This window comes from Cytobacillus firmus (genome assembly GCF_023715565.1).
Lineage (GTDB): Bacteria > Bacillota > Bacilli > Bacillales > Cytobacillaceae > Cytobacillus > Cytobacillus firmus_C.
Map to the genome: position 1 here is coordinate 1 of NZ_JAMBOJ010000187.1, position 255 is coordinate 255.

The 255-nt window shown below is 43.9% G+C and carries 1 protein-coding gene; it reads left to right on the forward strand.

Annotated elements, in window-relative coordinates:
- Positions 1–255 (forward strand): transposase (locus M3205_RS25430; protein WP_251172379.1); only part of this gene is annotated, 255 nt, incomplete at both ends.

Sequence of the window (255 nt, forward strand, 5' to 3'; positions counted from 1 at the left end):
CAGCTGGTGAGATTTTAAAATATACTACGACTACCAAGGAAGGGTATCGTCAATATAAATCAGATCCGCGAATTTGTGCTGGATGCCCATTCTTGCCTCAATGCACACAGAGTCAAGCGCACCAAAAGCTAATTCAACGTCATGTGTGGGAGGAACATGTGGAAGAGGCAGATCACCTTCGTCACCATCAAGACGTCAAACCGATCTATGAGAAGCGCAAAGAAACAATTGAACGTGTATTTGCAGATGCAAAAG